Source organism: Novibacillus thermophilus, assembly GCF_002005165.1.
GTDB lineage: Bacteria > Bacillota > Bacilli > Thermoactinomycetales > Novibacillaceae > Novibacillus > Novibacillus thermophilus.
In genome coordinates this window covers 1,796,812-1,823,265 of sequence record NZ_CP019699.1, presented here as the reverse complement: position 1 = coordinate 1,823,265, position 26,454 = coordinate 1,796,812, and the positions used below count along the sequence as shown (strand labels likewise).

At 51.9% G+C, this 26,454-nt stretch carries 28 protein-coding genes and 2 riboswitches; of the genes, 12 read left to right on the top strand and 16 right to left on the bottom strand.

The window, feature by feature from the left end:
• Nucleotides 1–49: 49 nt before the first annotated feature.
• The 4 genes from B0W44_RS09105 to B0W44_RS09090 are packed head-to-tail and all read right to left on the bottom strand — an operon-like array spanning nt 50 to nt 2,973.
• Entirely contained in the window at nt 50–814 is a 765-nt protein-coding gene (locus B0W44_RS09105; protein WP_077719786.1) for an ABC transporter ATP-binding protein, read from the bottom strand.
• Nucleotides 815–816: 2 nt separating this feature from the next.
• Nucleotides 817–1,869, bottom strand: coding sequence for an ABC transporter substrate-binding protein (locus tag B0W44_RS09100; RefSeq protein ID WP_228440904.1), 1,053 nt, complete (start codon nt 1,867–1,869; stop codon nt 817–819).
• A complete protein-coding gene (locus tag B0W44_RS09095) occupies nt 1,866–2,669 on the bottom strand; it encodes an ABC transporter permease (protein WP_228440901.1) in 804 nt (267 codons plus the stop codon). Before B0W44_RS09095 ends, B0W44_RS09100 begins: the two co-directional genes overlap by 4 nt.
• Before the next feature lie 7 nt (nt 2,670–2,676).
• Nucleotides 2,677–2,973, bottom strand: a complete 297-nt coding sequence (locus B0W44_RS09090; RefSeq protein WP_077719785.1) for an MTH1187 family thiamine-binding protein — start codon at nt 2,971–2,973, stop codon at nt 2,677–2,679.
• Between the two features lie 83 nt (nt 2,974–3,056).
• Nucleotides 3,057–3,170: riboswitch (TPP riboswitch) on the bottom strand.
• Between the two features lie 105 nt (nt 3,171–3,275).
• Nucleotides 3,276–3,390, top strand: a riboswitch (SAM riboswitch).
• Nucleotides 3,391–3,595: 205 nt separating this feature from the next.
• On the opposite strand from B0W44_RS09090, the gene B0W44_RS09085 reads away from it, so the two are divergent.
• From B0W44_RS09085 to B0W44_RS09060, 6 genes are all read left to right on the top strand, one after another.
• Nucleotides 3,596–5,215 carry a sodium:solute symporter family protein gene (locus B0W44_RS09085; protein ID WP_077719784.1) on the top strand — a complete coding sequence of 540 codons (1,620 nt, stop codon included), beginning with the start codon at nt 3,596–3,598 and terminating at the stop codon, nt 5,213–5,215.
• Between the two features lie 55 nt (nt 5,216–5,270).
• On the top strand, nt 5,271–6,101 hold the full coding sequence (locus B0W44_RS09080) for a MetQ/NlpA family ABC transporter substrate-binding protein (protein ID WP_077719783.1): 831 nt from the start codon (nt 5,271–5,273) through the stop codon (nt 6,099–6,101).
• A 67-nt stretch (nt 6,102–6,168) separates the two neighbouring features.
• On the top strand, nt 6,169–7,209 hold the full coding sequence (locus tag B0W44_RS09075) for a methionine ABC transporter ATP-binding protein (RefSeq protein ID WP_077719782.1): 1,041 nt from the start codon (nt 6,169–6,171) through the stop codon (nt 7,207–7,209).
• Nucleotides 7,181–7,855 carry a methionine ABC transporter permease gene (locus B0W44_RS09070; RefSeq protein ID WP_077719781.1) on the top strand — a complete coding sequence of 225 codons (675 nt, stop codon included), beginning with the start codon at nt 7,181–7,183 and terminating at the stop codon, nt 7,853–7,855. Before B0W44_RS09075 ends, B0W44_RS09070 begins: the two co-directional genes overlap by 29 nt.
• A gap of 22 nt (nt 7,856–7,877) precedes the next feature.
• A complete protein-coding gene (locus tag B0W44_RS09065; RefSeq protein WP_077719780.1) occupies nt 7,878–9,041 on the top strand; it encodes an alpha-hydroxy-acid oxidizing protein in 1,164 nt (387 codons plus the stop codon).
• A gap of 122 nt (nt 9,042–9,163) precedes the next feature.
• Nucleotides 9,164–9,646 carry a divergent PAP2 family protein gene (locus tag B0W44_RS09060; RefSeq protein ID WP_228441621.1) on the top strand — a complete coding sequence of 161 codons (483 nt, stop codon included), beginning with the start codon at nt 9,164–9,166 and terminating at the stop codon, nt 9,644–9,646.
• A 23-nt stretch (nt 9,647–9,669) separates the two neighbouring features.
• Here the strand turns inward: B0W44_RS09060 and B0W44_RS18975 are convergent, their stop codons facing one another.
• From B0W44_RS18975 to B0W44_RS09045, 3 genes are all read right to left on the bottom strand, one after another.
• Complete coding sequence (locus B0W44_RS18975; protein ID WP_269466625.1) at nt 9,670–10,413, bottom strand: 3D domain-containing protein; 744 nt, start codon at nt 10,411–10,413, stop codon at nt 9,670–9,672.
• A 163-nt stretch (nt 10,414–10,576) separates the two neighbouring features.
• The gene (locus B0W44_RS09050; RefSeq protein ID WP_077721314.1) at nt 10,577–10,834 is read right to left on the bottom strand and encodes a YuiB family protein; all 258 of its coding nucleotides are present in this window, start codon (nt 10,832–10,834) and stop codon (nt 10,577–10,579) included.
• Between the two features lie 130 nt (nt 10,835–10,964).
• Entirely contained in the window at nt 10,965–12,164 is a 1,200-nt protein-coding gene (locus B0W44_RS09045) for an NAD(P)/FAD-dependent oxidoreductase (protein WP_077719778.1), read from the bottom strand.
• A 258-nt stretch (nt 12,165–12,422) separates the two neighbouring features.
• Between B0W44_RS09045 and B0W44_RS09040 the strand changes: the two genes are divergently transcribed.
• From B0W44_RS09040 to B0W44_RS09030, 3 genes are all read left to right on the top strand, one after another.
• Nucleotides 12,423–13,430 (top strand): NAD(P)/FAD-dependent oxidoreductase, encoded by a 1,008-nt coding sequence (locus B0W44_RS09040; protein ID WP_077719777.1) that lies wholly within the window; start codon nt 12,423–12,425, stop codon nt 13,428–13,430.
• 61 nt (nt 13,431–13,491) lie between these two features.
• Nucleotides 13,492–13,695: a hypothetical protein gene (locus tag B0W44_RS09035; protein ID WP_077719776.1), complete on the top strand. Its 204-nt coding sequence runs from the start codon at nt 13,492–13,494 to the stop codon at nt 13,693–13,695.
• A gap of 1 nt (nt 13,696) precedes the next feature.
• Entirely contained in the window at nt 13,697–13,957 is a 261-nt protein-coding gene (locus tag B0W44_RS09030) for a hypothetical protein (protein WP_077719775.1), read from the top strand.
• Nucleotides 13,958–14,022: 65 nt separating this feature from the next.
• Here the strand turns inward: B0W44_RS09030 and B0W44_RS09025 are convergent, their stop codons facing one another.
• The 9 genes from B0W44_RS09025 to B0W44_RS08985 all read right to left on the bottom strand — a co-directional run bounded on the left by B0W44_RS09025 (nt 14,023) and on the right by B0W44_RS08985 (nt 22,371).
• Nucleotides 14,023–14,379 (bottom strand): HesB/IscA family protein, encoded by a 357-nt coding sequence (locus B0W44_RS09025; RefSeq protein WP_169835505.1) that lies wholly within the window; start codon nt 14,377–14,379, stop codon nt 14,023–14,025.
• An 89-nt stretch (nt 14,380–14,468) separates the two neighbouring features.
• Complete coding sequence (locus tag B0W44_RS09020) at nt 14,469–14,708, bottom strand: aspartyl-phosphate phosphatase Spo0E family protein (RefSeq protein WP_228441620.1); 240 nt, start codon at nt 14,706–14,708, stop codon at nt 14,469–14,471.
• A gap of 72 nt (nt 14,709–14,780) precedes the next feature.
• A complete protein-coding gene (locus B0W44_RS09015) occupies nt 14,781–15,044 on the bottom strand; it encodes a YuzB family protein (protein WP_228441619.1) in 264 nt (87 codons plus the stop codon).
• A gap of 148 nt (nt 15,045–15,192) precedes the next feature.
• Nucleotides 15,193–16,236, bottom strand: coding sequence for a hypothetical protein (locus B0W44_RS09010; protein WP_077719773.1), 1,044 nt, complete (start codon nt 16,234–16,236; stop codon nt 15,193–15,195).
• Entirely contained in the window at nt 16,233–16,769 is a 537-nt protein-coding gene (locus tag B0W44_RS09005) for an RNA polymerase sigma factor (RefSeq protein WP_077719772.1), read from the bottom strand. Before B0W44_RS09005 ends, B0W44_RS09010 begins: the two co-directional genes overlap by 4 nt.
• Before the next feature lie 139 nt (nt 16,770–16,908).
• Complete coding sequence (locus B0W44_RS09000) at nt 16,909–17,235, bottom strand: YuzD family protein (protein WP_077719771.1); 327 nt, start codon at nt 17,233–17,235, stop codon at nt 16,909–16,911.
• Nucleotides 17,236–17,365: 130 nt separating this feature from the next.
• A complete protein-coding gene (locus B0W44_RS08995; RefSeq protein ID WP_077719770.1) occupies nt 17,366–18,502 on the bottom strand; it encodes a bifunctional cystathionine gamma-lyase/homocysteine desulfhydrase in 1,137 nt (378 codons plus the stop codon).
• A complete protein-coding gene (cysK, locus tag B0W44_RS08990; RefSeq protein WP_077719769.1) occupies nt 18,503–19,441 on the bottom strand; it encodes a cysteine synthase A in 939 nt (312 codons plus the stop codon).
• Between the two features lie 155 nt (nt 19,442–19,596).
• Nucleotides 19,597–22,371 (bottom strand): FIMAH domain-containing protein, encoded by a 2,775-nt coding sequence (locus tag B0W44_RS08985; RefSeq protein ID WP_228441618.1) that lies wholly within the window; start codon nt 22,369–22,371, stop codon nt 19,597–19,599.
• 241 nt (nt 22,372–22,612) lie between these two features.
• Here B0W44_RS08985 and B0W44_RS08980 point away from each other — a divergent pair, with 241 nt between their 5' ends.
• From B0W44_RS08980 to B0W44_RS08970, 3 genes are read left to right on the top strand one after another with little or no spacing between them, the layout of a single operon-like run.
• Nucleotides 22,613–23,905, top strand: coding sequence for a family 4 glycosyl hydrolase (locus B0W44_RS08980; RefSeq protein WP_077719768.1), 1,293 nt, complete (start codon nt 22,613–22,615; stop codon nt 23,903–23,905).
• A 21-nt stretch (nt 23,906–23,926) separates the two neighbouring features.
• Complete coding sequence (locus B0W44_RS08975; RefSeq protein ID WP_077719767.1) at nt 23,927–25,108, top strand: ROK family transcriptional regulator; 1,182 nt, start codon at nt 23,927–23,929, stop codon at nt 25,106–25,108.
• A gap of 43 nt (nt 25,109–25,151) precedes the next feature.
• Entirely contained in the window at nt 25,152–26,447 is a 1,296-nt protein-coding gene (locus tag B0W44_RS08970) for a sugar ABC transporter substrate-binding protein (RefSeq protein WP_228441617.1), read from the top strand.
• Nucleotides 26,448–26,454: the final 7 nt, after the last annotated feature.

Genomic DNA, 26,454 nt, shown 5'->3' with positions numbered 1-26,454 from the left:
TGTGAGGCGTCGCCTCGTCGTGGACGTAAAACAACCCCCGTTCGTCAAGTCAGCGGGGGTTTTCGTTTTGATTCAGTTCTGTCAACAGCTGCTCCTTGTAGTAAAGAAAGCGTTCGTCCGTGACCAGTTTGCGCCCCCGGGGGCGCGGCAACTCAATCGACCATTCAGCCGTTACAGTGGCCGGACGGGATGACAGCACGTACACCCGGTCGGACAGGTAGATCGCCTCGTCGATACTGTGCGTGATAAACAAAATAGAACGATTGAACTGATCCCATATACCCAACAGCCAATCTTGCATGCGGTCGCGCGTCAACGCGTCGAGGGCGCCGAACGGCTCATCCAGCAGCCACACATCGCGCTCCATCATCACGGTTCGCAACAGCGCAGCGCGCTGCCGCATCCCACCGGACAGACGGACAGGGTATGCGTCGGCAAACTGTTCCAAACCGAAGGCAGACAGCAGTTCCCGCGCTCTCTCCCGTGCCTCCTTGCGAGAAGCTCCCCGCACTTCCGCTCCGACCACAGCGTTGTCGAGGATTGTCCGCCAAGGAAAGAGACAGTCCTTCTGCATCATGTAACTGACGTGTCCGGTCTCTCCCGTGATGTCTTCTCCATCTTTTTTTACCGTGCCGCGGTCAGGGTGCTCCAGACCGCTCACGATGTTAAACAGCGTACTCTTGCCGCACCCGCTCGGCCCGATGAGACTCACAAATTCACCTTCTTTTACTGTCAGGCTGACACCGTTTAAAGCCGGCAATTCTCCAGAAGGGGTGCGGTATGTTTTACACAGAGTGTCCAGCACAATCTTCATCGTTACGACTCCGGTAAAAATGCATTGGTAAACGCTTCGGTGGGATCAATGGCCGTTTCAATCAGTTCGTGTTCGACCATCCAATCAGTGAAGTCGATCCACCTCTGTTCGTCCTGCACGCCCCACGTTTCCGCATCGTCGCGGTAACGTGCGCTCATCCACTGTTGAGAAGCGCGAATCAGTTCGGGGTCTGTTTCAGGTGTCACCTCAATCAAAATCTCTGCTGCTGCGTCCGGTTCATCGATGGCGAACAAGTACCCCTTGCTCACTGCGCGCATAAATTTCTCCACTATTTCGGGCTTTTCCTCTATCATACTCTCATTCGTAATAAGCGTCGGGGTGTAAAAATCGAGGACCGGATCGAGATCGTTCAAATAGATGATGTCAATGGGAAAGTCGCGCAATTCCGCTTCGATACCCGTCCAGCCGTAATAAATCCATTGGAAGTCAACGTCCCGTGACGTAGCGGCAAAAAAATCGGCTTCTCCGACATTGACGATATTCACTTTGTCCTCGACATCGTCCACTTCTACGCCGTCCATGCGCAGAACTGTCTTAAGAAAGGCGTTTTCAATCGGCGACCCCCAACCGCCGTACGTCTTCCCTACAAAATCTTGCGGAGATGTGATGTTTTTCTCCTTCGGCGCAGCAAAACCGGACGTGTTGTGCTGCAAGACGGCAGCAATAGAGACAACAGGAATCCCTTCTGCCCTGGCCTGAATGACATACTCCTGCGAGCTTACGCCAAACTCAGCGTTTCCCGCACCGACGAGCTGGTTAGCTGACGTCTCAGCCGGCGTGGTGATCTCCACCTCCAGTCCTTCCTCGGCAAAATAGCCTTGTTCCTGGGCGACGTACAGACCGGTGTGGTTCGTATTCGGCACCCAGTCGAGCATCACGGTCACCTGCGTCAACTCGTCACTCTCAACCTCTCCACTGTCTCGTCCTTCTTCTTGCGGAGTATCCGAGTTTCCTCCCCCACATGCAGATAACACGAGGAGACAGGACATGCTGACGATGACGACGACCGTCCTCCAATGGTTGTGTTGTGTCACTTTGCGTTCTTCCTTTCCCACTGTTCTTGTTCGCGCGTGTACGCCCACGGCGCCAACAATCGAGACGCCGCCTGAATGAATCCAAACAACACCAAACTCCAGAACGTAATGACGACAATCGCGACAAACACGTTGTCAGCAGAAAACGAGTTTTGTGCCCGGACGAGCATCACGCCGAGCCCGGCATCGGCTCCTAACCACTCGGCGATAACCGCCCCGAGGACACTGTACGTCGCGGCGATCTTCAAACCGGAAAACACGTACGGCAGCGCATGGGGAAAGCGCACCATGCGAAAGATCTGCCACTTTCCTGCCCCCATGGACCGTAGTAACCGCACCATGTCCCTGTCTGCCGAACTCAGCCCGTCCACTGTACTCACAGCGACCGGAAAAAACGTGACCAGGGCGACGATGAGCACCTTTGGCAGCAAACCGTACCCGAACCAGACGATAAACAGAGGGGCGATAGCAATGATCGGCACCGTTTGCGTCCCGACCAAAAGCGGATACAGTCCCCGGCGCAGCCAGGGAGACAGTTCAATGAGAACGGCTAACGACAGGGCTACGGCAATGCCTGTCGCAAAGCCGAGCATCGCTTCCTGCAACGTCGGCCACATGTGACGGTTGACGACTTCTACATTGTGTAAAAAGGCAAAGACTATGTCACTCGGCGCCGGCAACAACCACATGTCCACGTCAAAGACATGCACCCCGAGTTCCCACAGGGCGAGAAACACAGTCGCGAGCAAGACTGGCGGCCAAACAGTCATGGCATGCTGTCGCCACTTCACGCGTCTCACGTTCCATTCACCTTTGCCGGTACTTGCCCACTTTTTCTTCCATCGTCACCCCGGATGGACTGTAGTCAATTTTCACAATGGTGATCACCCGCTCGCTTCCCGCCGCAATCACCGCTTCCTGGGCTCTCTTCACAACGTCCATCAACTCGTCGTACTCACCTTCCATCGTCGTCTCCATCGGACCTACTTCGTACTTCACGCCCGACTGCTGAATCACGCCAATGGCTTCGTCCACGATGTCGTAAATATCTTGATCCCCTGTCACACGGGGGATGACTTGAATGCTGACATTGACACGGGGCATGTCCACACCTCCTTCAAACGTAAAGAAAGCCAATCCTGATCAGGACTGGCTTAAGCGCAACGTCACATGTCTGCTGTCCACAAGCAGATGACGACTATGATCCCTGCGCTGGCATTATCCAGATCAGGTTTAACGGGTCGGTACCATTTTGGGGGTACCCTCTCAGCCGGGCTCTCCCAGCTCCCCTCTGTTTAATGTGACTATAGCACAAACCTTACACCCTGGCAATGACAAAGCGCGCCAAAAACAGTTGACAACAGTTTAGGGGGTGACTATACTGGTTTTAAAATCTGATAGACATTCTCTTATCCAGAGAGGTGGAGGGACTGGCCCGATGAAACCCGGCAACCTTTGCACGGTTCCTGTGCAAAAAGGTGCCAATTCCTGCAAAGCCGTTTAGGTTTTGAAAGATAAGAGAGGTGATGATCGGGTCGCTAGCCTCTCTGTCTTTGCAGAGAGGCTTTCTCATTTTAACAGCTTGCAGGAAGGATGAAGATGTCTCATCAACTGTAAATGCATACTTATCCTATATGAAAAAGCGGTGAGAGCACCAAATGACGGATAAACGAAAGCCCGACAATCTAGAGTGTAAGGGCCGATCACGTGAAGGGAATGACATTTAATGAATGAATACGGTGTGTGGCTGATAGGATTAGCTGTTGTCTATACGTTTCTGTTAATCTTTTCCGGTTATGTCGCGAGGCGTAAAGCAGCTCGCGGAGAGGACTTTTTTGTCGGCGGCCGTCAATTTTCGCCGCTTGTCGTCGCCCTCTGTATCACCGGACTGTTTTCCGGCTCAACTTACATCTCCATTTTAGAATTAGCATACTTGAAAGGCATATCAGCTGTTTGGTATGGAGTCGCTGAAACGGTGCAAGTGTTAATTATCGCCTTTATTCTGCTCGCACCGTTTCGCGAACGGATGCTGGTGACGATCTCGGGCCTCATTGGTGATTATTACGGGCGTTGGGCGAAACTGATCAGTGGTGCCATTACAGCATTCTCTTTTCCGATGTGGTCAGTGGCGACGGCCATCGCTTTTGCTTCTGCTATCCATGTGTTTACCGGCATCCCCCTCTTTTTTTCTGTTGCGTTGACATCCCTCTTGCTCTTCATCTATTTGCAAGCAGGTGGAATGTGGTCAGTTGCCTTTACGCAAAGCGTCAATGCAGTCGTATTCTCACTGATGTTTGTGGTGGGGTTAATCGCTTTTTTTGTCAACCCGGGAATAGAGGGTCTGGTTCAGCTAGCCCAAACACAACCAGACATGTTTACATGGGGAAATGCCGGTTTACAAGTGATCGTTGCGTGGTTCGGCACATTTCTCGTCAATGTATTGTTGGCCCAGGCGGCCTTCCAGATGGCGTTGTCCTGCCGAACCGCAAAAGAAGGCCAGAAGGGACTAAAAATGGCAGCCGTCATGGGGATACCGTTTGTGATCCTCGGTGTGCTTTTCGGGATGGCCGCTGCCGTGGTCGTCCCAGACGCAGGCAAGGGCTTGATCGCCATTCCCCAGTATCTCATGCAAGTCCTCCCTGCGCCTTTAGCCGGACTGTTTTTCCTCGGCATATGGGCTTGTGCCCTGAGCTGGGGAGCGCCGTGTCAGTTTTCCGGGGCGACCAGTTTAGGCAGGGATGTCGGCAGTGCTTTAAATCCCCGCGCGACCAATGATCGACTCGTTCGCTATACGAAGTGGTCGCTGTTGTTACTGACAGGTTTAATGATCCTGTTTGGCACTCTGCGCACTGAACAGTCCGCGTGGTGGAATATACTCGCTTGGACCGTGCGCAATTCGGCGACTTTCGCACCGGTGTTAGGCGCCTTGTTCTGGCCGCTCGTGACGAAGGGAGGCGCTGTGATCTCAATGGTTGGAGGATTTGCATCAGGTTTGTTGTGGTACCACTTGGGCGAATGGTCACCCGATCACTTTTTCCTTAACACCCATCCGGTGTGGGTAGGTATGGGAATAAATTTAGCTTTAATGATAGTCACAAGTTTGTGGGAACATCGGGGCCAATGGCGGGTGAGCTCCCCCGATTCGTGGCTCGCTTGGTTCGGAGTCATCGCGACAGCCGCTTTAGCATTTGTCAACATACTGGCATTTGAAACACTCTATACCTCAGGGCTTTTAGGCTTGACCATATTCAGTATGTTCGTCGCGGTGTTCATTGCGCTAATTCAACTGACACATACGTCCACATCCATCTGGAACAAGGAGCATTGTGAAAAGCCCATCGCTTAGACGCTGCGGTTCGCACAGTCGCTAGTTAAATCAAAAGGATTGGAGAGGAACTTACATGAAAAAAACACGCATCTTCATCATCGCGCTAATTTTCACCGTCACGCTTTCTGCTTGCGGCGGAGATCTTGGCGAAGAAGCTTCAAGCGAAGAAAGCAACACCTTGAGCGAAGACAGACTCATCATCGGCGTGACCGCCGGCCCTCACGAACAAATCATGGAAAAAGTGAAGGAAGTGGCGGCAAAAGACGGCCTTGACATTCAAATTGAAGTGTTCACGGACTACGTTATGGTGAACACGGCCCTGGCCGAAGGGGACTTGGATGCGAACAGTTATCAGCACAAGCCGTATCTGGATGACTTCGTCGCTGAGCGCAACCTGGATTTGTCTCACGTTGCTGACACCGTCAATTTCCCGATGGGAATCTATTCTGAAAAAATTAAAGACATCCGCGAACTAAAAGAAGGTGACACCCTCGGACTGCCAAACGACCCGACAAACAGCGCCCGCGCGTTGCTTCTCTTTGAAGATGCCGGATTGATTAAATTAAGAGAAGGCGCCGGCGTGACGGCCTCCGTTCAGGACATAGAAGAAAATCCCCTCAACTTGGAGTTTGTCGAACTGGAAGCAGCCCAAATCCCACGGCAACTGAGTGAATTAACCGCTGCAGCCATTAACACCAACTATGCGATGGAAGCCGGATATGTGCCAGCGGAGGACGCGATTGCCATCGAACCGAAAGACTCCCCTTGGGTGAACATTATCGCCGTTCGCACGGAAAACAAAGACGACCCGGTCCTCGACAAGCTGATCAAGGCGTACCATTCTGACGAAGTGAAGCAGTTCGTAGAAGAAGAGTTCTCGGGCTCTGTCATACCGTCTTGGTAAACCGCAACAAAACACGGCTTCCCCGTGCCCGGGATGAGCACAGGGTATTTGTGAAAGGGTGAACCGCATGATTCAACTGCAAAACGTATCGAAAGTGTTTCAGACAAAAAAAGGACCGCTGTACGCTCTCAGCCATGTGTCGCTGGACGTAAAGCGCGGCGAAATCTTCGGTGTCATCGGCTACAGCGGAGCCGGGAAAAGCACGCTCATCCGCTGTGTCAACTTGTTGGAACGCCCGACAGAAGGCAAAGTGTACGTCGGAGGCACCGAGTTGACTGCCTTACCTGACGGAAAATTAAAAGAAGCGCGCAAAAAAATCGGGATGATTTTTCAAGGGTTCAACTTGCTTAAAACGGCGACAGTGTATGAGAACATCGCCCTACCGCTCAAATTAAGCGGTGTTCCGAAAAACGAGATTCAGGCGCGCGTCGAGAAGTATTTGGCGATTGTCGGGCTGGAAGACAAACGCGATGCGTACCCCGCCCAGCTGTCCGGTGGGCAAAAACAGCGCGTCGCCATCGCCCGCGCCCTGGCCCACGAACCGGAAGTGTTGCTGAGCGATGAAGCGACAAGCGCCCTCGACCCGGACACGACGGAAGCCATCCTCGATTTACTGCTCAAAATTAACCGCGATTTCGGCATCACCATCTTGCTCATCACGCACGAAATGCCGGTCATCCAAAAAGTGTGTGATCGCGTAGCGGTGATTGAGAGCGGAGAAGTCGTCGAATCCGGCTCTGTATTGGACCTGTTCACGGCCCCGCAACACGACACGACGAAAAAATTTGTCGACAGCCTGTTCGGCCACAACTTGCCGCAGTCATTGCTAGACTCTTTGAGAAATAAAGGACCTATCGCCACACTGTCCTTTGTCGGAACGACATCGGGAGAACCGGCTCTCGCCGCAGTCAGCAAAAAGTTCGACGTTTACCCAAACGTTCTGTCCGGGCAGATCACCCAGTTGAAAGAACACCCTTACGGTCGTTTAACTGTGCATTTCCAAGGAGAGGACGAAGAGGCGGTCAAAGCGATTCGTTACTTGAAAGAGCAGGGCGTACAAGTCAAAGGAGTGGAGTGGCATGATCGCAAACATAAGCGCATTTCTTAACCAATGGGGAGGCGTCATCTGGGAAGCGACCCTCCAAACTTTTCAAATGGTCGGGATTGCCCTTTCCATGTCCGTCTTGATCGGTTTGCCCCTCGGCGTTTTGCTCGTCTTAACCCGCCCAGGACATAGGCTGGCAAATCCGGTCGTCTATCAAATACTGAACGTGGGGATTAACGTCATACGCTCGATTCCGTTCATCGTGTTGCTGTTCCTCATCCTGCCGTTCACGAAGTTCCTCGTCGGGACGACAATCGGTGTCAAAGGCGTGTTAGTCCCCCTCGTCGTGTACACGGCACCGTATATCGCCCGACTCATGGAATCGTCCCTGTTAGAAGTGGACCAGGGCGTTTTGGAAGCGTACGAAGCGATGGGCGTGTCAACGAAGTCCATCATTTGGCACGTGATGATCCGAGAGGCGCGTCCGTCAATCGTCCTCGGGTTGGCCATTGCCACGATCGGCCTCATCGGGGCGACGGCCATGGCTGGCCTTGTCGGTGCCGGCGGGTTGGGCGACCTCGCTTACCGTTACGGTTATCTCCGCTACGAGGCGGACGTCATGTACGTCACCGTCATCATGCTGATCATCCTCGTTCAGGGTCTACAGTCCATAGGCAATCGCCTGGCGGCCAAAATGAAGAAAGACTAGCGAAGTATGAGGAGGAACGCACGTGTCTCCTGTTGAAAAACACCTTCCTTTTCCGTACTCGTACGCTGACTGGAAGCAAAGGGCGAAACAAGCGATAGACCGTGAAGCATTCACGTATGTCGCCAGTGGTGCGGGGTCGGAACAGACGATGAAAGCCAACGAAGAGGCGTTTAACCGTTGGCGATTGCTTCCGCAGGTGCTCACAGATGTCACTCACCGCGATATGTCCGTATCGTTGTGGGGTCAAGCGATGGCGACCCCTTTTTTGCTCGCGCCAATCGGGATGCAAGGTATTGTTCACCCCGACGGTGAACTGGCGTCAGCCCGTGCAGCAAAAGCTTTAGGGGTGCCGTTTATTGCCAGCACCGTTTCAACTTTCACCTTGGAGCAAATCGCATCGGAATTAGGCGCCTCCCCACATTGGTTTCAACTGTACTGGTCAAACGATATGGATGTCACGAAAAGCCTGGTACAGCGCGCCGAAGCGGCTGGTTACTCAGCCATAGTCATCACCGTCGACACCGCCCTCCTCGGGTGGCGCGAACGCGACCTCTCCACCGGCTACTCCCCTCTGAAACTGGGCATGGGTAGCGCCAACTTCTTTCATGATCCAGTATTTCGGGAAAAACTGACAAAACCTCCTGAAGTTGACCGAAAAGCTGCCCTGGAACACTTGTTAAACATTGTGTTTCACCCGGGACTAACATGGGGCGATTTGGCCAGCTTGCGCGAGATAACGCCATTACCCATTTTGCTCAAAGGAGTCCTTCACCCGGACGATGCGTCACTCGCCCTTGACTGCGGCGTCGACGGCCTCATCGTCTCCAATCACGGCGGACGCCAGCTCGACGGGGCGGTCGCTGCACTGGACGCCCTTCAACCCGTGTGTGACATCGTACAGAACCGCATTCCCGTACTGTTCGACAGCGGAGTACGCCGCGGTCCCGACGTCATTAAAGCCATCGCGATGGGGGCTGACGCTGTTCTCCTCGGACGCCCCTACATTTACGGCTTGGCTGCCGGCGGTGAAGCAGGAGTCCGTCACGTGCTTCAACACTTGATTTCCGACATTGACGTTTCCTTGGCACTCACTGGCAAACGGACCATACGGGAGCTTAACCGCTCCGTCATCGTAAAGTCAAACGCGCACGACACGGGACCTGTTTCGCAACCAGATGTTTCGTGACTGACGAGAGACAGATCCACGCAACGCAGTGCTCTGTCTCCCGGATGAAAAATTCTTATGGTAAGTTCATGAGAGTTCGCTTATCATATAAGAGGACGAAACACTGGAAAGGGTGGTCCCGTTTGTGGACAAGTCACCTTATCAATTATCCCCTCTGGTCAGCGCTGATTGCCATCGGGGCCGCACAATTGATGAAAATTCCTCTGTTTTACGCCTTTCACCGCCGCTGGAAATGGGAGTTGCTGTTCAGCACCGGCGGAATGCCGAGCTCCCATTCCGCGGCAGTGACCGCGTTGGCTACGAGTATCGGCATTTCAGACGGCTTTGATTCGCACCTTTTTGCCATCTGTGTCGTCTTCGGCATCATCGTCATGTACGATGCGACCGGTGTCCGGCGGCAGGCGGGAATGCAAGCCGTCGTTCTCAACCAGCTCGTACACGATTTTAACGAAGTGGTGGAGAGCCTCAAAACGATGAAAAACCGCACTCCCATCGAAAACCGGACACGCCTGAAAGAACTGCTGGGGCATCAGCCGATTGAAGTATTCGTCGGCGCCTGGTTCGGCATTTTTGTCGCGTTAGGCACACTCTTTATTTTTGGCTGACGAAGGCATTGTGGACCGCCTTGTTACGGCTTCGCTAAACCGTTGGCCTCCGCTACCCGGTTGTAATACTCAAACTGTTCTTTCGTGAGCGTTCCATCACCTTTCTGTATCACGTATACGTCGAGCTGTCGCTTCCCCCATTCATTGTACACCTCATCCACTGAGTCGAAATACAGATCCAGCCGGTTCCCTTTGATCGCGGCTCCCGTGTCGGCGACGACACCGTAACCGTAGCCGGGAATGTAGAGAATGGTGCCCATGGGGAAGACGTCAGGGTCAGCGGCCACAGTCGAATACACACCACGGTGGACTTTGATCCCCGATTTTGTGATCCCGTAAGCCGGATGCGATTCCGTCTTCCCCGTCGATTCGACGCCGGCCGTGTATCCTGTCGCCAAAACGTGTACCGCCTCGTAACGCGTTAAATCGTCGATGGGGTGCAGAGCACGTCTAGCCGAAAATGTTTCGACTTCTTCCGCTCCTTTCCCCTGATTGGTCAAAGCTTTTCCACCGCCCCTTGAGGCCAGTTGAACACCGGTTTTCTTATCGGGATCCCGCCTGATCGTTGAAATTTTTCTCATCATGAACGAATCTACAGACGAATCTAATGTGTTATTTTCCGGTCTCGGTTCATCTGAACGTGAAGAAGCTCCATCGTCTCCCAGATCGTCTGCATGGGACGTCAACGCGGCCCCCATGGCGGCGAAGGATGACATCCCCAACACTAACAAAATCGCCGCCTTCTTTCTTTGTGACCTGTTTGTCATAATCCCCCTCCTCCACAACGACGTGTGTCAGACCACACTGCGTCATCGTAACAAGACCAGCTTTGTCCTGTCAAAACGCACAATGTTCAGTAAACCGCAGTATATGATCTGCAAAGACTGCTCTCATTATGCAAAAAAGCTGACCTTTCTCTGACGGTCAGCTTTAAAACATGCGGTAGCCCTTTTTTCGCAATGTGCGTATCACGATTCCACTCAGGATGACGCCGACTAAACCGGTTAGGAGGATGACAGCGTCCAGGCCGTTCATTCCACCCGAACGGTACACAAAAAAGGCAACCAAGAGGATGTAGACGTATGACGGTGCCCATGTCGTTTTAACAATCATGTTTATGATGAAGCCCAAGCCGAAAGCGAGCACTAAAAAGAGCGGGATAGACACGATGAATTGGTATATATTCACTTCCATATCAATACCTCACTCCTCTGTTTACTACTAAAGTGTATAGAAAAAACGTGTACGAATCCACCGTCCAACAAAAATATCGCCGATTCCCTTTCGGAATCGGCTGTAAAATCGACAGCGGACACGGTTAGAAAAATTTCCCTTTTCTCAAGACAAGAGGTAATCCGCCAATTATAAACAAGTATCGTAAATCGATCAACTTTTTCATTTGAGCCGCTGTCCAACCGTACAATTTGCGTTTTCCGACAATACCGATCGCTTCCCCTTTTCCAAGTGAAGCGACCGTTCCTTTTGTTTCAAATTTAAACGGGGTCAACTGTCCATCCCTTATGAGTGCCACTAGGTTTCGAGCCAAGTGTTGGCCTTGTTGGGTCGCCATTTGAGCCGTCGGCGGGTAAGGGCGCCCTTCGTCGTTAAACATGAGGGACGAATCGCCAATGACAAACACGTTGTCGTAGTTCGGCGCTCGCAAATACTCATCGACAGGGACGCGCCCGCGCTGAACTTCAAAACCGGCTTCTTCCACCAAGGGGTTCCCGGTCACACCCCCTGTCCAAATAACGGTAGCAGCTTTTATTTCTTCACCGTCTCCTACGATCACTCCATTTTCATGACATTCTTTAATTGGTGTTCCGATTAAGAATTCTACACCTTTTTTCTCCAAAGTGGACACAGCGTAGTCGACGAGTTCCTTATCAAAACCAGGCAAAGCAGACGGAGCAGCTTCAATATTGACGAGCCGAACTTTTTCCCGGGGGATGTCGTATTCCTTGCACAGCTGAGGGATGCGATCCGCCAACTCGCCGACAAACTCGATTCCGGTAAAGCCGGCACCTCCGACGACAACAGTGAGATAGTCCTCGCGCTCGGGTTCGTTGCGGTAACGGGAAAACATGTACTCGATGTGTTGGCGAATCATGCGCACGCTGTCGATATTCCGAATGCCCATTGAATGTTCGAGCAGCCCTTTGATTCCGAAAGTGGCAGGGGCGCTGCCCAAGCCGATCACTAAGTAGTCGTATTCTAATTCGTCCTCCCGGTTTTCTAAACTCACCCGTTGTTCGTCGGGGCGAATCGCGGTCACGTGACCTTGGACAAATCGAATTTTATTTGAGTCGATTAATGAATCAATTGAGACCCGCGTTTTGTCGTGATGCAGTGTGCCAGCAGCCGGTTCATGAAGCTGCGTCGTGAGATAATGGTAATCGTTGTTGTTGACGAGGGTCACGTCTGCTTCATTCAGTCCGAGCTGTTTTTGCAAGTGAACGGCGGTGACGATTCCTCCATAACCGGCGCCTAATATGAGAACTTTCTTCAACTCACCCATGCTAATCACTTCCCCAATTCTGTGTAATTTCTCACAAACAATGCTATAATGGTAATCATACTTCATTAATGGGACCATCTACATGATAAATCGTTCACAATTTTTTTTCAACAATATCTTCAAATTTACGACACCCTTTTCCGTCACGTTATGTTCACGCCTTTCACCTTCAAAGCCCTTTCAATCACCAGCTGTTCCCAGTATAATGAAGGTTGTGAATGACGACAGGTCTTTTGTTTTTTTGGAGGTGTACAGACGATGTCTGACGGCGCTTTTCGTGAAGAAGACGAAAAAGTATACGACATCACGATTGTCGGAGGCGGGCCGACGGGAATATTTGCTGCATTTTACGGTGGAATGCGAAAAGCATCAGTAAAAATTTTAGAAAGTATGCCTCAGCTCGGCGGTCAACTTGCGGCCCTTTATCCCGAAAAGTATATATACGACGTCGCTGGCTTTCCGAAAGTTCGCGCACAGGAGTTAGTGGACAATTTAATCGAGCAGGCCAAGCACTTCGATCCGACCATTTGCTTAAACGAACGGGTACTGAATGTAGAACGGCATGGCGACCACTTTACGATTACAACACAAAAAGGGCGCCACTTCTCGAAAACGATCTTGATTACAGCCGGTGTGGGCGCATTTGAACCGCGAAAACTCAAACTTTCCGGCGTCGAAAAGTACGAAAAGACGAACTTACACTACTTCGTCAGCGATTTACAGTCATTCCAAGGGCAACGGGTGATGGTTGCAGGCGGGGGAGACTCAGCCGTTGACTGGGCCCTCATGCTCGAACCGATTGCCCACGACGTCACCCTCGTCCACAGACGCAACGAATTTCGCGCCCACGAACACAGCGTCGAAAGTTTGCGCAAATCGAGTGTCAACGTACTGACACCTAAAGAAATTGCGGCCGTTCGAGGAGAGGGTAAAATCGAACAAGTGACGTTAATCGATAAAAAAACGAAGGAAACGAGCGAGCACGAAATCGATGCCCTTATCGTCAACTTTGGGTTCGTCTCCTCCCTCGGTCCCATTACCGAATGGGGGCTGGAGATTGAGAAAGGATCGATCGTGGTGAACTCCAAAATGGAGACGAACATCCCGGGTATTTACGCAGCCGGTGACATTGCGACGTATCCTGGAAAAGTTAAACTCATCGCAACCGGATTTGGTGAAGCCCCGACTGCGATCAACAATGCCAAACAGTACATCGATCCGGATGCGAAGTTACAACCCGCCCACAGTTCCAACATGAGTTTTTGATCTGTCCCGTGAGTAGTGTCTCTCGTTTTGAGACATGCTACTCACAAGGAGGCGGGTCAAAGTGACGCGAGCAAGACGTTTAGCGAAGGCGCGCAGTTACAATGCTTTGCTCATGCTACTCACTGTTGGGATTCCGGCGCTGTTAGTTGTCGGGACGTGGCTCGACGGCGACAGCCTTTTTTACGGTGTAGCCGTAGCGGTGTTGGCCTTTCTCATCTTGCTGATGTATGTCGTCTACCCAAATTGGCTCAACAGGAGAGACTGACATGGCATTCGGCTGTCCAGTCTGCAACGGATTGCGCGAAGTGGAAAGTTTGTGTCCTGCTTGTGGTGACAAAATGGCGGACACAGGGCGACTAGAGGATACGTTTGACGACTACAGCCCTTACCGGGAAATCGACGACGTAAGAATGACAAACGGATATGTAGATCTAGAGCAAAATGTGTGCATGCACCTGTTTGTCTGCACGCGGTGCGGGCGCGAAACTGTACACGGCGTAGAGGAAGAAGAGTTGGGAGGACCGTGAAACATTGAAAAAACCTCTCGTCGTACGCGATTCGTACGCCAAGAGGTTCTTTCTGTCTTAACAGTTTAGCACTTCTCGGGTTTTCCAGCTTTCGTCGCAGTGCGAAACGACGTCCCGCAACCGCACGTCGCAATAGCATTCGGGTTGTTGAGGGTGAACCCCCCACCCATCATCGATTCTTTGTAGTCAATTTCCAAGCCGTTGATAAGAGGGATGCTTTCTTCATCTACGAGAACGGAAATCCCTTTTTCTTCAAACAGACGGTCATCCTCGTGCTTTTCTTTATCAAATCCCATCCCGTACGTAAAGCCGGTACATCCACCGGGTTTGACTTGCAGGCGCAAATACAGGGCATCGGCATGTTCTTCCTGGGCCATCATCTCTTTTATCTTGTGACCGGCTGCATCAGATATGTGAACCACAGAGCTTCCCTCCCGACGTGTGTCATATTGCCTGTATTCCACAGTATACAAGGAAGGCAATCGATTCTCAAGCTTCGTCGTCTGCACTGTTACACTGGCAAAACGCTGAACGCCGTTTCACATACACCAGAGTGTAACGGTTTCATGCGATACACTCTCTCCGCGAAGGGATCCATCACGACGTCGCCGTTCTGCCTGTGCCACTCCAAAAGCAATTCGTCCAAACACCTACTCAACGCGATGACGTCCGGGTGGTCCATCCCCCATTCCATCGCTGACGTCATCAATTTTTCGCGCAAATGTTCAATTTCTTTTTCCAACTCTTTCAAAACGGTACCCCCAAAAAACACATTCCTTCACATTATACCGGATCATTGTCAATAGTTTCAAATAAAAATCGCCTACAACAGGCGATCCAGTTCATCCCACCATTCTTGTTGTTTGTCAATCGCTTCCCGAATGGCTTTTAAAAGCTCCGGTCCCGAGTCAGCTGCGATAAAATCGCCATCCAACAGGGCGTACGGACGGACGTAACATTCACTGCAATGACCCAGGCAGTCGTATTCCACGACGTCTATATCGTCGTCATGCTCCAGGTCTTCTTTGACTTGCTTAACTTCCGGAGTCAAATTGTTGACGCAAAACTCGACAAGAGGTCGTATCACGCATCACTCCATTCAGACTATAAAACGAGAGTGTCAGCTTTAGTATGATCCAACTGACACACACTATCAGTCCGAATACATAAACTTATTATATGATCATGTTGATAAAGTATCAAACAGACTGCCTGGCCTTTGGCGCCAGTAGGGGCTACTCGTCGACAATTTTCATTTCAGGGTAGACAACGTCCGTCAACCGTGGGTCCCACCCCTCATTCGTACGAGCATTTCTCCCGATGTGGAACGTAAAGACTCGATTGTTCTGCTCACTGATGAACGTCTCACGAACATAAGTGTACGACCTTCCGTCTTCATTTTCAAGGGTTTGGAAAAACATGACGCGTTCGCCGTTCGGCAACTGTTCCTCTTGGGAGTCGACGGAATACCCGAGCTCTTTTGCATTTTCCCTTTCAGTGGCGAAGGCCGCTTCTTTTACGGCGGCCACCGACTGATCGTCATGGACTGTGACCGTCACGCTGCTGATGAGCAACTCTCCTCCTTCTGTCGTCTCGACATTGCTTTCAAAGACGACAGATTGGCCGACCCCCTCGTCAATTTGCGGCTCGGCAAACCACTTTTCCCCATTGGACATGACCGGAATAAGGACTTGTAACTTATACGGGTGCAACACGTAGCGGTCGAAGAGAGCTTCTTCCCTCATCCCTTCAATTTGAATCTCCCTGAACACTTGACCTTTGGGTTCGATGGCGACCGTTTGAGCTGTGGTCATCGGAACTTCCCTGTTATCTCTGGCGTTGTCGGAGGTGGGCTGTTCTGACGTCTGCTCGCCTTTCCCCTCATCTCCTCGTGCTGGACTGGAGTCGCTGTTCCCTTCAGTTGACTCTTGACGATCGAAAGATGAGGCAGCCGTCTCCCTGTTCGGATCTGGTACACTTTTTTCTTCAGAAGTTTGACCACTCATCGTACTAAATTTCTGTTCACCACTTCCGACGTCATCCCCGCTGTTTCCAACTTTTTGCATGATCCACGGAGACAAAATGGCGAAGACGAATACGGCGACGGCACCGGCAAACGCCGTTGGAAGCAGAAACTTTCGCAGCTTGCGCGACTGACGCTGACGCTCTCGTTTTTCTACTTCGGCCAGGACGTGTTGGCGCACTGCATCGCGGCTCATTACAGGTTTGATGTGGGGCATGTTTTTGAGTTTCTCGTGCAAAACTTTGTCATCATTCACGGAGATCTCACCTCTTGGTCGGTGTAAGCAGAAAATTCGGGACCCACTATCTCCTTTAGTTTTTTGATGGCACGGTGGTGGGTCACCTTTACTTTTGTCACACTCCACCCCATAATGTCCGCGGTTTCTTTGATCGACAGATCTTGTATCGACCGTAAGATAATCACGTCGCGATAGTTCGGTTTCAGTTTGCGAATACCTTTGTACAACGCGACCGTGTCATCTTTCGCTTCGGCGAGTTCGTCAGGAAGGGCCTCATGTGACGGGAGCTGTTTCCAGGCGGTAAAGTCAAACAGCACTTCCTTCCTCTTCTTGCGATACCAGTCGATCACAGCCCGTCTAGCGATCGCGAACAGCCACGTTTTTTCCGTGGACTCGCCGCGAAATCGATCGTAGGCAAGCAAAGCGCGAATAAACACTTCTTGCGTGAGATCCTCTGCTTGCGCACGGTGACTCACACTGTAGAAGACGTACTGATACACATCGTTGTAGTACGCTTCGTAAAGGCGATCAAACGTTAAAGACCGGTCCACGCGTCCTTAAGCTCCCTTCCGAGTTGCCGCCTCGCCTCACTCCATTAGTCGAAGAGCAACCGAAAAAGTTTCAATCCCGTTCTTCTGAAACTGAGGCGGCAGGTTCTCCACACCGCCCTTCTTCCAACTGTCAGCTCGTTCAGGCGTGCCGCTCCAACCCCATCTCCTCCAGTTTGCGGCGGATGACATTCAAGCGAGGGTTGCCTTCACCGACTACTTCTTCGCCAATGACGATGAGGGGGTAAGCGTAGCGATCCGCTAAAATAGCTTCGACAAACTGGTTGTGCCGGTTGTGCGGCTGGTCGATATCGACATAGCGCACACGGACACCGTCGCCGTAATCCCGCGTTAACGCGGCTTCCAGCCAATCGGCCGTCTCTTCGCTCGACGGCAGGTTGAGACATGATGGACACAGTTTTTGCGCTCCGTACACGGTCACTTCGACCACTTTTGAACGCCGCGTCATTCGTGTCCCTCCATTCAGTTTGTTGTCTAACGGTTGCCCCCGTTACAGCACTAGCAGAAAATCGCGTCACATAGGTGCTGGAAAGGGGATGCCTTGAGTACACCCCCTTCTCCGTCTGCGCTTGACTACGTTAACCGTCCAGCGCCTGATCCAGATCTTCCATTAAATCCTCGACGTGTTCCACACCGACCGAAAGGCGAATGAGTCCGTCCGTAATGCCGAGTTCTGCCCTGCGCTCTGCCGGAATCGAAGCGTGCGTCATGCGCGCGGGAACGGAGATCAAACTCTCCACTGCACCGAGACTCTCAGCCAGTGTGAAGTATTTGACGCGGGAGAGGACGCGTTCCGCCCTGTCACCGCTCCCCACATCAAAGGACAGCATGCCGCCGTACCCGTCCGCTTGCCGGCTGGCGATGTCATGACCGGGATGTGTAGAAAGGCCAGGGTAGTAAACCCGTTGAACGTCTTTCCTTGCCGCCAGCCATTGTGACAGTTTTCTCGCGCTTTCCTCATGCTGACGCATGCGCAGTGCCAGTGTTTTCATCCCGCGCATTAACAGCCACGAGTCGTGCGGCCCTAAAATGCCTCCTGCCGAGTTTTGTACAAAATGCAACCGTTCCCCTAAGTCTTCATCTTTGACGGCGACGAGGCCGGCCACGACATCACTGTGTCCGCCCAAATACTTCGTCGCGCTGTGAAGCACAACGTCAGCACCAAGGTCCAGCGGCTGCTGCCAGTAAGGCGTCAAAAACGTGTTATCTACCACGAGCAACAGGTCGTGTTCTTTCGTCACCTCTGCGACCGCCGCAATGTCTGTCACTTTTAGCAGCGGGTTGCTCGGCGTTTCCAGGATGACGGCTTTCGTGTGATCCTTTACAGCCGCTTTAACTCGCGACACATCACTCGTATCGACGTAGGTCACGTCGATACCGAATCGGGTAAACACTTTGCTTAAGACCCGAAACGTACCGCCGTACACATCGTCGCCGACGATAAAGTGGTCCCCTCGTTCAAACAGCATCACCACCGAGGAAATCGCCGCCATGCCAGAAGCGAAAGCGAACCCGCGCACGCCGTTTTCCAGTTCGGCGATGAACTGTTCCAGCGCACTTCTGGTCGGATTGCCAGTGCGGGAGTACTCATACCCTTTGTGACGTCCCACCCCTTCTTGTCTGTACGTCGACACTTGATAAATCGGGACACTGACGGCCCCGGTCACCTCGTCGCCGAACACGCCGCCGTGTACACACTTCGTCTCTTTGCGCATCTAGTTGTCCTCCTTCTCCTCAAATTCGTAAATGTCTTGGCTTAAATACCGTTCACTGCTGTCAGGAAAAATGACGACAATACTCTTTCCGGACGTCGCCTTTTCCGCTTCGCGCAGTGCTGCAGCAAAGGCGGCTCCCGACGAACTTCCGACGAGCAAACCTTCCTTTAACGCCAATTCTTTGACATAGTGAAACGCTTCGCGGTCCGATATGGTGTAAACCGCGTCAAAATACGACCGATCCATGTACTCCGGCAAAAACTCCATCCCGATTCCCTCGGTCTTGTGAGGACCGGGCTCACCGCCGTTTAAAATAGAGCCTTCCGGTTCTACAATGACAGTACGGACGTCCTGACGCTGTTCCTTCAAGTAACGGGCCGCCCCCATGAACGTTCCGCCGGAGCCGGCTCCGCTCACGAACACATCGACGTCACCGTCGAGCTGCTCCCAAATTTCCGGACCCGTCGTGCGGTAGTGGGCTTCGGGGTTGGCCGGGTTGGCGAATTGCTGCGGACAGTACGCATTCGGTATCTCTTGCTGCAATTCACGTGCTCGTTCGATCGCCCCCCGCATTCCTTTCTCCGTCGGGGTGTTGACAATTTCCGCTCCGAGGGCGCGCATCAGCTGTTGTTTCTCCACCGAAAATTTCTCTGGAACGGTGAAAATGACGCGGTACCCCTTGCCGATGGCCGCCAGGGCGAGCCCAATCCCAGTGTTGCCAGCCGTCGGTTCGATAATCGTTCCGCCCGGCTTCAGTTTTCCGCTCTCCTCTCCGGCCTGTATGAGGGCGACGCCCAAGCGGTCTTTGACGCTGCCGCCAGGATTGAACATCTCCAGCTTGGCAAACAGGCGGACGCCCCTCGGAAGGGGAAAGTGTCGGATGCGAAGCATCGGCGTGTTCCCTATCAGATCGTGTACACTGTTTGCGACATGACTCATGTAAGATCACCCACTCACGATTTCACTCTTCTCCATATTATCACGTCAAAGGAAGGTTTTAAAAGGTGCCGGATACGACACGCGGGTCTTGACATGACGCACAAAAATGCCCCCTTAAGGGGGCCTGCACGAGAAACCGCCGTACAGCGTGTCGTCTACTGCCACTGTTCGAGCACTCTGTCAGCGTTCTTTGTGAGAATGTTGTATGCCTTCTCTGTCATCCACGCGTTTTCGAACTGATGGTCGAGCAACTGTTTAAAACGGTTCATGTGTGTCACAACTTTTTCGGCTGCATCTCGCTGTTCAAAACGTTCAACCGCCGTCAAATGAATCTTTAAGGAACGCACAGCGCGATCGCGATCGAGCTCGCCCGCTTCGTTCAGGCGCTGAACAACTTCCTGCATGTCGGCTGAACTGAGATCGCGGCTGTAACTGATTAAATTGACAAACATTCGATACCCTCCGGGGACGAGGCTCTGTATTTGACGGTACCAAACGAGACTGGAGAATATATAGCTCCCTGCGCCGTAATCGGCCACCAAAAGGCCCCCGTCCATCGGTTCTTCACCTGGATCTGACATAGAGAGCAGCGGCGTATACGCATCATCCCAACTTGACGGGAAATAAAGGCCCCGTTCCTGTACCCAACCGTTGAAATCGTCTGCCGTGATGGTGTTCGGGCCCTGGAACAACGGATGCTCTGGTTCCAAAATCGTAACCGGGGCCGTTTCGTCTGTGACGCGCCAACTGATGGAAGGCGTCCCCAACTGGATGGGATATGGCGGCAAATCTTGCGACCAATTGCTTGCCGGCGTGTGGTACTGCATGACGACATTTCCGCCGTAGCGAACATACTCCAACAGGCGATCATTGTGTTCAAGGAGATCTTCCCGGCTGAGGTAAGCGCGTATGCCGACGACGATCGTGTCATACTGCGACAAGTCTCCGCTTGCCAGGGCATCTCTGTCGAGAAATTCAACATCGACACCTGCTTGTCGTAACGCCTGGCCCACTTGGTCAAACCCGCTGTCCACGTACCCGACTTTTAACCTGTCCTCCGTTTGAAGGGGAAAGGCCGCTACGTTGAACTCGCCGTCTTTCAGCCAGTAACTGCTCCCGATGTGGTCATAGTCAATAGGTTGGACCTGGGTAGAAAACTCACCGTCTGCATGGTGAACAACGGCCATCAAGGTATAGTGCCCCGCGCTGCTATCGTCTGTCGGATAAACGACAAAGGATCGCTTTTCCGTCTCCCCTTGTGCAGCAAATGACACCTGGGCGCTCTGGGGCTGAACTTCCCATCCGTCGGGCACATCCAGCTCAACACGCCCTTCATTCGGTCCGTCGACGTAGTTGGTGACGTGCACATCCACTGCAATTTTCTGCCCTTTTTTCTCAGTGCTAAATACGGCGCCTTCCGGCGTTATGTTTAATCCGAAGTCAGGTAAGACGGCGATCGTATCATCGGGATGTATGTTTTGCTCTATTGGAGCTCCCTTTAACGTGTAGCGGACGTTCGCCTGGACGACAGGAGGTTGATACGGATGGAAATACTCGGATTCAGGATCAACTGTAACCGTCATTGGGGCGGTTGCCGTTTCACCAGGAGAAATTGAAGAAAGCGAGGGAGGATCTGAAACATCCCATCCACTCGGAACGATAGGTTCGATTTGGACGTTCGACAGTGTTTCACTTCCGCGGTTCTGGATGGTCAGTGTCACGTCCGCTGTCGTTCCCCTCGTCAGCTGTCCGTTCGTTGCCGTGAGCGCCACTTCGACCCCCGACGATTTTACACTGACTTTCTGTAACTGCTCCTCTTTTACTTTAAGGCGATACGTTAGATCGACTCGCTGTGCTTGTGAAAGACTGTCGGTGTCTTCATCTGCGTCGGCGATCAACTGTCGCACGTCACCCAGTGCTGCTTGAGACTTTTGTAACACATCTTCCTTATCTGGATAAGCATCAATCACCTCATCCAAACGGCTTTGGAGCTCAACTAGCTTCTCCTTCCAGTCCTCGCTTTCGATTTGCTCCCCATATTCCACAAAATCGTAAGGGAGGTTATCAAAAATCGTCTCTTCATGTCCAAAGCCGACGACTGAATCCTGTAAGTACAAGGAAACAAAGTAGTCTTCTACGGGCAAATCCCGCCCCATTCCCTGGCTTTTGTGCAAGTAGCGGGAATCTTCTCCCAGTTGCGGATACGTCTTTTTGTACACGGGGTCCACGACGCCGATGTTAAATCGAAGTGATTCCTCGTCGTCAGTTCCTGGGAGGTACAACTTCTGCGGCTGCCACGGTTCCAGCCCCTCCTCAAAATGCTGCGGAAACACTGTCGGATCAGCCGCATCGCGAAACGCCCGCACGGTCAGCCGGCTGATGGCACGGTGATGGCCGTGTTGTGAGGGTACGTCGCGGAATGAAGGGAACAAAATATCTGGCCTCTGTTCCCGGATAATGCGAATCAACCGCTCATACGTTACCTCTTCACCCCACTTTTCCAGTGTTTCTTCTGGAGACTTGGAAAAGCCAAAATCGTAAATTTTATCGTCTAACGTCCGGCTTAGCAAAAACAGATCGACATTGGTCACTTTGGACGCCTCTTCCAGTTCACGCGTCCGAACGATGCCCAGCCCGTTCCCCAGTTCATGTCCTATTTCATTTTGTCCACCCTCGCCCCGGTTCGCAATGACACTACTGGTGCGGACGCCTTTTCCTAAAGACATGTACGCAAGCAACGCACTGCGCTCGTCATCTGGGTGCGCCCCTGTATTCATGAAACTGACAATGGTATCTAACGGTTTGACCACTTTCCACAGCTCAGGATCACTGTCATGTTGCGCCCTTACCGTCGGCCAGCACAAAGTGACAACGAGACAGACCGCCAGCAACGTAGACGTGAACCTTTTCAAAAGGTCCTGTTGACTCACTTCTTCAGCCTCCTTCTTTTTTTAAAAACTCCCTCTCCATGCCCTGAGGCTTCCTCCTTAGACTTCATGAACACCTCCTACTTTTTACGAAGTTAGTAAGCTTTTTTATCATACTTAGTATGTATCATTCATTATAATTTCTATATCATTATTATTCTTTAAATAGGGAATTTTATGAATTAACATTGCATACTACAATTAGAAAGTAAACTTTACAAACTCACCGAGGGAGAGTGCTGCCATGGGTCAAAAGCCAAAGATTGTCATCATCGGAGCCGGGAGCGCCATTTTCGGTTTAAGCATGATCAAAGACGCCTTTTCTACAAAAGAACTGTGGGGAAGCGAACTCGTTTTTGTCGATATTGACCGCCCGGCGGTAGAAAAAATGGCCACAGCCGCTCAACGCATCAATCGACATTTAAATGCCGGATACGCCATATCGTTTACGACAGACCGTACCGAAGCCCTTCCCGGCGCCGATTTTGTCATTACTTCCATTGCGGTTGATCGCGTTCCCCTTTGGAAACAAGATTTTCACATTCCGAAAAAACACGGGATCCAACACGTTTTAGGAGAAAACGCTGGACCAGGTGCCGTCTTTCACACAATGCGGAATATCCCCATCATTTTGGGCATTTGCCGCGATATTGAACAACTGTGCCCGGATGCCTTACTCATTAATTTTACAAACCCGGAGAGCAGAATATGCCTTGCCATTCATCAATACACAAACGTCAAAGCTGTCGGGCTCTGTCACCAGATTCACGAAGGGATTCGAATTGTCGCCACCCTGCTTGGGAAAAACCCCCAAGATCTAGACGTCAAAGCGTGGGGGATTAATCACCTGACGTGGATGGTCGACATTCGCGACAAAGAGACAGGAGAAGACTTGTACCCCCTCCTGCGGGAAAAAGAAAAAGACTACGACCCTGCCTTCGAAAAACTGTCCCGATTTGTCTTTCGCCATTTCGGGCTCTTTCCCACCTCCGGGGACGACCATCTCGGCGAATTTTTCCCTTACGCCCACGAGATGATGGGCACAGAAGGATATGACTTCGCACATTACGAATCGCGTCGCCGAAATACGGCCCAAGTGATTGACGGCATCGTGAATGGGACAGTGCCCATTGACAACCGGCTGATCTCTCCGTCTGTCGAAGCGGCCTTTGACATTATCAAAGGAATGACGTGCAACACAAACGCTTTAATTCTGTCGGCCAACGTCCCCAATCAGGGCTATATCCGAAATTTGCCCGAGGACGCCATTGTCGAGATCCCGGTTATCGTCAGTGGCAACGGAATTAACGGGCTTTCCCTCGGAGAACTGCCTCAAGGGATCGCCTCCCTCTGTTCCGCTCAGATTCACGTACAGCAACTGGCAGTGGCAGCAGGCGTGGAAGGAGATAAAAACCTTGCCATTCAAGCTTTGCTCACGGATCCGAACGTCCCGAGTGCAAAAGCAGCCCTCAACCTCTTTGACGAACTAATGGAGGTGAACAGACCGTATCTGCCGCAATTTTTTGAAACAGCTTGACCGTCCTGAGAGGAGGTACGCATGATCACTCACGACAACACACACGCACGCCCAAACTACTTAAAGTACTTAAACAAAAAAAAGGTGCTCACGTATATTCGAGACTCTGAAGGGCAATCCCGGGCAAGTATTTCAAAGGCCCTGAATATTAGTAAACCGACGGTTTCAAATATCGTCGAAGAATTGTTGAAGGAAGGCTGGATAACCGAGAAGGAAAGCACATTTGCCAGCGCGTCAGGCGGTAGAAAACCGTACCGCCTGTATTTCAACCGTAACGCTAAATACATCGTGGGCATCGACATCGGAGGCACGTCAACGGACGTCGGAATCATGAACCTCGAAGGGGAGCTCGTCTCCTTGAAACAGCTCTCCACGCAAGAGTATGTGCAAGACGACTTCACATCGGCTATAAGCAGCGAAGTGTCCCGTCTGATACAAAAGTGCGGTTTGTCTCACAAGCATATTATGGCTGTCGGGGTCGGAGTTCCCGGCATCACGGATGTACGCAACGGAGCCGTTTTTGAAGCCCCCAGCCTCGGGTGGAAAAACTACCCTTTAAGAGATCGTTTAAGCGAACAGCTCCCCTTACCTGTCTACGTTGACAACGATGTGAACGTCGCCGTGCTCGGTGAACAGTGGAAAGGTGCGGCCAAAAGCAAACAAAACGTCATTTTGATCACACTGGGAACGGGTGTCGGGTGCGGCATTATTCTGAACGGTCGCCTGTACCGGGGTTCGTCTTTCGCCGCAGGTGAAATCGGGTATATGATCACAGACAAAAAGAGAGCAGAGGCGTACGATCCCGTTTTTTCCGGTTACGGTTTTTTAGAGAGCCACGTCGGCGGGCCTTCTATCGTCAAAAAAATGGCCGACACACAACCTGAACGGCGCCAGTGGACAGCGAAGGACACTTTTCAGGCCGCGATGCAAGGGGATGAACTGGCACTGAACGCTGTCGACGAAGCCGTCTCCCACATTGCGGTCGCCCTTGTCAACGTCATCGCCCTGTTTAACCCCGAATGTGTCGTGTTAGGAGGTGGTATTTCCAAATCAGGCGCTTGGTTCCTTCCGAAAATCCGAGGGTTCATCGAAAAGCACCTCCCTTTTGTGACAGATGTGTACGTGACACATTTGGAACACGTGTCGCTCATAGGCGCTGCTGCCCTATGTTTGAGGGAACACGATTCTCCGCTCAAACCGTAGAAGAGAAAGGACTTCACCAAATCACTCAAAGGAGAGGATATCGGTGTTGAGAAAAAAAAGGTGGTTGTTAAGTCTAGCCGTTTTTGTCGCGTTCACCGCGTGCTCCGGCGGCCAAGAAACGACCGGTGACACTGAGAATGCGGATGTCGTTCAAATTGAGTACTGGCAGTATCACTTCGATGCCAAAGTCGAGTTGATAAATGAATTGATTGAAGAATTTGAAGCGGAAAACCCAGGGATTCAAGTCAAGCAAACCACTTTCCCTTACGAGCAGTTTAACGAAAAGGTCGCGGCTCAAGTGCCCGCAGGTAAAGGACCGGACGTGATCAATCTGTTTCACGGCTGGGTCCCGCAGTACGTCGATTCCGGGTACTTGCAACCGTTGCCACGAGATGCATTTCCCCACGAAAAAATAGAGAGTGAGTTTTTTCCACTGGTCGAAGCAGTCAAACTTGACGGTGAATACTGGTCCATACCGACAGCGGTTCGCACCCTCGCACTGTTCTTTAACAAAGATTTGTTCGAAGAAGCGGGCCTTGACCCGAACTCTCCGCCTGAAACGTGGGATGAGCTGGCGGAATACGCTGTCAAACTGACCAAAACGGACGGCAGTAATCGTCTCGAACAGTCGGGATTAGCGTGGGAACCCGGTCAACAGGGAAACAACTGGTTGCGTGACGGTTTGACGTACCAAGCGGGCGGGCGCGTCTTAAGCGATGACCGTAAAACGGTCGTTTGGGGAGATGGACCTGAAGGACTTGAAGCGTTTAAGTACTGGATCAGTTTCCCGACAGAACTGGGCACGTCGAAACTGGGTTTCTACACAGACGACATCACGGCCTTTTCAACAGGAAAAGCTGCGATGAACGTAGACGGCTCCTTCCGCATCGGAACGTTACAGGAGGAAGCGCCTGACCTCCATTACGGTATTGCTCCGCTACCAGCCCAAGACGAAAAGTCCACGAGTGCTTCCTTCTGGAGTAACGGCGTTACAGCGGGGGTCGATGGCGAAAAACTGGAGGCGTCGGTCAAGTTTCTCCAGTTTTTGACAAGTGATGAAGTCATGGAAAAGTGGACGGACGAAATCGGCGAATTGCCTGCCAAAGAGTCTGTTGCCATGCAAGACAAGTATGTCGAAGACGACATATACGGTCCGTTTATCGAACAACTCCCGTATGCCGTCTCCCATTTTTCTGTTGACGAAATGGGAGAACGGGACCTGATTATGCAAGCGGCCGACAGAGTTTTACTCGAAGGCGCATCCCCGGAAGAAGCTTTTAAAGAACTCGTACAGAAGACGCAAGTACTGTACGACGACTATTGGCAAGGAAAACAGTGAGACGCTT

Bases quoted from the DNA above. Each gene is read 5' to 3' on its own strand.
- B0W44_RS09105 (WP_077719786.1), bottom strand. From the start codon at position 814: ATGAAGATTGTGCTGGACACTCTGTGTAAAACATACCGCACCCCTTCT.
- B0W44_RS09090 (WP_077719785.1), bottom strand. From the start codon at position 2,973: ATGCCCCGTGTCAATGTCAGCATTCAAGTCATCCCCCGTGTGACAGGG.
- B0W44_RS09085 (WP_077719784.1), top strand. From the start codon at position 3,596: ATGAATGAATACGGTGTGTGGCTGATAGGATTAGCTGTTGTCTATACG.
- B0W44_RS09080 (WP_077719783.1), top strand. From the start codon at position 5,271: ATGAAAAAAACACGCATCTTCATCATCGCGCTAATTTTCACCGTCACG.
- B0W44_RS09075 (WP_077719782.1), top strand. From the start codon at position 6,169: ATGATTCAACTGCAAAACGTATCGAAAGTGTTTCAGACAAAAAAAGGA.
- B0W44_RS09070 (WP_077719781.1), top strand. From the start codon at position 7,181: ATGATCGCAAACATAAGCGCATTTCTTAACCAATGGGGAGGCGTCATC.
- B0W44_RS18975 (WP_269466625.1), bottom strand. From the start codon at position 10,413: ATGACAAACAGGTCACAAAGAAAGAAGGCGGCGATTTTGTTAGTGTTG.
- B0W44_RS09045 (WP_077719778.1), bottom strand. From the start codon at position 12,164: ATGGGTGAGTTGAAGAAAGTTCTCATATTAGGCGCCGGTTATGGAGGA.
- B0W44_RS09040 (WP_077719777.1), top strand. From the start codon at position 12,423: ATGTCTGACGGCGCTTTTCGTGAAGAAGACGAAAAAGTATACGACATC.
- B0W44_RS09030 (WP_077719775.1), top strand. From the start codon at position 13,697: ATGGCATTCGGCTGTCCAGTCTGCAACGGATTGCGCGAAGTGGAAAGT.
- B0W44_RS09000 (WP_077719771.1), bottom strand. From the start codon at position 17,235: ATGACGCGGCGTTCAAAAGTGGTCGAAGTGACCGTGTACGGAGCGCAA.
- B0W44_RS08995 (WP_077719770.1), bottom strand. From the start codon at position 18,502: ATGCGCAAAGAGACGAAGTGTGTACACGGCGGCGTGTTCGGCGACGAG.
- cysK (WP_077719769.1), bottom strand. From the start codon at position 19,441: ATGAGTCATGTCGCAAACAGTGTACACGATCTGATAGGGAACACGCCG.
- B0W44_RS08980 (WP_077719768.1), top strand. From the start codon at position 22,613: ATGGGTCAAAAGCCAAAGATTGTCATCATCGGAGCCGGGAGCGCCATT.
- B0W44_RS08975 (WP_077719767.1), top strand. From the start codon at position 23,927: ATGATCACTCACGACAACACACACGCACGCCCAAACTACTTAAAGTAC.